We start from the raw sequence: 4,508 nt of genomic DNA, 5'->3' as shown, positions 1-4,508 counted from the left end.
CAATATTGTTACTTTTACAATGACTTTACCATCAATGCCTCATTGTTTATCCTTCATACCACACGCGATCGCTGCCTTTATCCTTTATTAGTATTTATGTACTATATTTAGATGCGTTTGCCCTGGTTTGAGATGCGCTTACCCTGCAATCTGAGTACATATTGGTTCTCCACAAAACATCTGTCTTGCCCAATGCTCACAATTTTATTTTTGCTCTTTTTCGATTTCTTCAATAAGAGATGCCGAGATAGGAGGAGCTATTTCAAGCAATGCACTAGAAGCTATACTTGCAACTTTTAAGGCAGAGTTTATACTTTCTGGATTTGAGGCAGACATAGGAATTTACTAACCACGATAGCTATTTAATATACTGGCTTTTAAATGTTGTTTGGTATAAATTACGTAAAGATATATCTAGTTATCTAAAGATATCATCAAGAAAATGTGATTCAGGTTAATAGAATAGCTTGAAAGTACATTCAATTCATTAGCAATTGGAATTACGAACTCTACAAACAAATGTAACCAAGAACTGAAGCAACTGTATTTGACTGCGGTAGAGGAGAAGCTGTTGAGTGTGATTGAGAAAGAGTACAGTGTTGGGGGTGAAACTACCAGCAACGAATTTCTAACCACTTTTTTAAAATTATTACGGCAGCTTGATCAAGGATATTTATTATACTCAAAAATATTAGTGTCATTTGATGACAATACTTCTTTTTCTCATAAAAAAATTGTAAAGATAAGCAGCAGAAATGAACCAAAGCCACCAAAATCTTAGCAGGAAAATATCATAGCGTAGTCTAGGTGTTCTGAAATCAGTCAAGCTCTGTTTCAAACCAGTAATAAACAAAATATAAATTGTAAAAATCCCAATAATTGGCAAAATTGATAACACAAGTATTCCGAAATCTCGAATAACTAATGAGCTAAATTTTGGCAGTTTTAGCCATTGCGGTGGATTTGACCATAGAAACTTGAGTAGAAATGAATACGCTCCTGCCAAAATTGAAAACCAAATCAGAGCTAATAACAATGCACCGACAGAAACAATAAAGAAAAAAAGTAGACTGCCACCGCCATTACCTGTAATAACTAGAAGACCGCCTACTAAAGAATAACGCCAAAATTCAAATGCAAAAATTACAGTTGCGCCAAAATACGCTGGTATTGCTAATCTCATAGCCATCATCCACGATTGTGAATTAAGTAGCCAAACAGGAAACCAACTTCTTTTACTCATAACCTCAATAATATTTATAAATTGGATAGAATATTTGCGCTAGTTTCTATCTACTTCTTAAAAGAATGATCATAAGCGATGTATAGTACATTGTCGCTACGGGTATATACTTATAAAATACTAAGAAGTACGGTGGACTATCCCCTTGCTGAGACGGACATGCTACCCAGTATAATCATCTATTAGTATATTTTTGTAGTGTTTGCTAAATATAATACCGTCCCTAAATAGATGATTTAGCACTCAAATTTTAAGCACACACAAAATTGCATTGCTCCCAGAATCATTTTGATAAAGCTGATGTCCGATACGAATTATTCAATAGTTAGTAACTACTGAAAAAGCTCACCTTTGTCCAGATAATGATGACTTAAAAACTATCTACTCAATGGGCATTCGCAGTTTCAGGAAATCTCTTTGTAGCGAACTTCCCATAATTTATTATTTTTGAGGAAAATACATACATCGAAAGAAACTATGTCTCATCCAAATACATAATTATTCAATTAACATTTAAATTCATTACTTTTATAATTAAATTGGCTTTTAAATCACCTATTTATTTAGAAAACTAGTAATGCAATTAAACTACCCACCAAAGCTAAAAGCAATTTCAATTCATCCTCCCTTTGCATACGCAATTGTACAAGGTATTAAACGAGAAGAATACAGAAGCAAGCCTACAAATCGAAAAGGATGGGTGCTGATTCACGCATCCAAATCCTCTGCAAGTAATGAATATTTTAGTGAATATGGGATAAATGCAAGCACAGTAAAACGTGGCGCAATTGTCGGAGCTTGCAAGATTACAGGCTGCTTACAAACAAATTATGAAGAGTACGCCTACCAGCTATCGGAGGCTTTTGAGTTTAAATCACCACTAGCTTGTGCAGGGTCACAATCTATATTTTGGGGCGCGACTAACGAAGAAAGAAAAGTAGTCTTCACTCTAGCAAGTGAACAGATAAAAAAATATTTACTAACAAAGAGCGTTTCACAGCAATAACTGTGGCGAACTGCAATCAAGGGATTTTAAGCTAATGAGCATTGCACTTGGTTTTTGTGAAAGCAACTGGCTAGAAATGAAAGCAGAGTACATACAACTTGAACCAGCAGCAGCACGGCTTAGTGACTAGGGTGTTGACTCTGTATCCTTTAGCCCATAAAACTTCATGCAAAAAATGTGTCGCATGTTTTTGACTTAAAGTGCCTGAAGCAGGCACTTTAAGTCAAACAAAAATAACACGAATAATTTTCCCGAAAATTCCCGAAAAATGCACAAAGTCAACAGCCTACTTAGTGACCGAAATGAGCAGTCAATTGCAAAGCTTTTCTAAAGCTACAGTCTGAGAGTTAACCAAAAACAGTACTATTTAAGTAGTACAATATACTATAGCTAATTAAGCATGATTACGTGATCAACACGAGATTTATGAAAAGATTCGGTATATTATCGAACTTATAATTCAGCTTAATCACTACTACGATGTAATGAAACATATATCATTCATCACATAAAGTAGTAGGAATTGAGCTAAATGATTATCAAAGGTTTTTTGATAATCAACCAACCAGAAGTTGGTCAGCTCATCCGAGAACTCCGTATTTGTACTGATTTAACACAAGAGCAATTCGTCGCAACATTGGGTGTGACTTATCCGACTGCAAATCGGTGGGAAAATGGACACGCCAAGCCGTCGCCTATGGCAATGAGGCAAATTGAGTTAATACTGCAATAGATGGGTGAGCAGGGGCAGAAACTGTTGACCAAACATTTACCAGATTAATTCTGGAAAGCAGGTTTGTTTAGAGGAGTAATACTTGCTCAAATTTGGTGTGGGCGCTTGCGATGAAAAGCAATGCCTACGGCAGGCTGCGCCTACGCAGATTTGATCTAGCAATGAGAGATTGATGAGGAAGGGGAATGATTTTCACTAAAAAAGAGCTGCTACAAGTCTATTCAGAGGAAGACACGAGTGAGTGACATTGTAACTGGACAGATTGTGCGGGTGCGATCGCGGCAGTATCTTGTAGAAGAAGTTGTGTCTAAGCCCACTAAGGAGCAAGACACTAAAGTTAGCCTTTCTTGTTTAGAAGATGATGCGTTAGGAGAATCGCTAGAAGTCCTATGGGAACGGGAAATAGATGCCAAAATCGTCGGGGCAACATATTGGGATTCCATAGCAAATCGAGGTTTTGATAATCCGCGTCTGTTTTCTGCCTATCTGCACACATTACGTTGGAACTGCGTAACTTCCACAGATGCCAAGCTTTTCCAAGCCCCTTACCGAGCAGGTATAGAAGTCAAAGCTTATCAATTAGAGCCGCTACGTAAAGCTTTGCTGATGCCCAGAGTTGGTTTGTTTGTTCATTGCTGACGATGTAGGGCTGGGCAAGACAATTGAAGCAGGGCTGATACTGCGTGAGATGTTGATGCGGCAAAAGGTTAAACGAGTCGTTATCTCGTGTCCGCCATCAGTGGTAAGGCAGTGGCAAGAGGAAATGGAGAGTCGCTTTGGACTCACATTTATGATTCTGGATCGTGAGTTTATTGCTGCCCGTCGTCAAGAACGGGGTTATGGAATTAACCCTTGGATGACACACACCCGATTCATTATTTCCCACGCTTTACTACGAGATGAAACTTATGCCGCACCTTTGCGGGACTGGCTTGGTGATTTTGCAGCTTCATCCATGCTCATCCTTGATGAAGCTCACAATGCTGCACCTGCGAGTGGGGCGAAATATGCGGTTGATTCCCAACTTACTAAAACTGTTAGAAATTTAGCACCGCGTTTTGAACACAAATTATTTCTTTCTGCCACACCCCACAACGGACACTCCAACAGCTTCGCCGCCTTACTAGAAATCCTTGACCCCCAGCGTTTCTGCCGAGGAGTACCCGTTCGTAATCGCAAGTTGTTAGACACTGTAATGGTGCGGCGCTTAAAACAAGATTTACGGGAGATCGGGGAAGAGTTTCCTCAACGCTACGTTCTTCCTATAGTTATTGATAACCTGCCAGAAGACGCACCAGAACTCAAATTATCCCGATTGCTGCAACAATATCGCAATCTACGTGAGGAAAAGCTCAAAGATGCAGCGAAGTCTACCCAGACTACGGCAATGCTGGTAATTATACCAATTCAAAAAATGTTTGCGACAGATAGGGCATTCAAAATGAAATCATAGCCAGTCAGAGAAGCAGCCACTTGAGAAGTTAGTTGAGCAAGAAGTTCAGCAACCTTAGTTCGCAAATGTTCCA

The 4,508-nt window shown here is 38.8% G+C and carries 6 protein-coding genes; 4 read left to right on the top strand and 2 right to left on the bottom strand.

Going from position 1 to position 4,508, the window contains the following annotated elements; genetic code table 11:
* Window positions 1-204 precede the first annotated feature (204 nt).
* Window positions 205-336: a hypothetical protein gene (locus LC608_RS37150; protein ID WP_267871333.1), complete on the bottom strand. Its 132-nt coding sequence runs from the start codon at window positions 334-336 to the stop codon at window positions 205-207.
* A gap of 361 nt (window positions 337-697) precedes the next feature.
* Window positions 698-1,243 carry a hypothetical protein gene (locus LC608_RS36240; RefSeq protein WP_229558117.1) on the bottom strand — a complete coding sequence of 182 codons (546 nt, stop codon included), beginning with the start codon at window positions 1,241-1,243 and terminating at the stop codon, window positions 698-700.
* Between the two features lie 577 nt (window positions 1,244-1,820).
* On the opposite strand from LC608_RS36240, the gene LC608_RS36235 reads away from it, so the two are divergent.
* The 4 genes from LC608_RS36235 (at window position 1,821) to LC608_RS36220 (ending at window position 4,435) form a co-directional block, all read left to right on the top strand.
* On the top strand, window positions 1,821-2,249 hold the full coding sequence (locus tag LC608_RS36235) for an ASCH domain-containing protein (RefSeq protein WP_229558116.1): 429 nt from the start codon (window positions 1,821-1,823) through the stop codon (window positions 2,247-2,249).
* A 532-nt stretch (window positions 2,250-2,781) separates the two neighbouring features.
* On the top strand, window positions 2,782-2,982 hold the full coding sequence (locus tag LC608_RS36230; protein WP_229558115.1) for a DNA-binding transcriptional regulator: 201 nt from the start codon (window positions 2,782-2,784) through the stop codon (window positions 2,980-2,982).
* 237 nt (window positions 2,983-3,219) lie between these two features.
* A complete protein-coding gene (locus LC608_RS36225) occupies window positions 3,220-3,621 on the top strand; it encodes a hypothetical protein (protein WP_229558114.1) in 402 nt (133 codons plus the stop codon).
* Window positions 3,608-4,435 (top strand): SNF2-related protein, encoded by an 828-nt coding sequence (locus LC608_RS36220; RefSeq protein WP_229558113.1) that lies wholly within the window; start codon window positions 3,608-3,610, stop codon window positions 4,433-4,435. Before LC608_RS36225 ends, LC608_RS36220 begins: the two co-directional genes overlap by 14 nt.
* Window positions 4,436-4,508: the final 73 nt, after the last annotated feature.

It is taken from the genome of Nostoc sp. XA010 (genome assembly GCF_020829625.1).
In the GTDB taxonomy this organism is placed as follows: Bacteria; Cyanobacteriota; Cyanobacteriia; order Cyanobacteriales; family Nostocaceae; genus Nostoc.
This window is presented reverse-complemented; position numbering and strand designations above follow the sequence as displayed.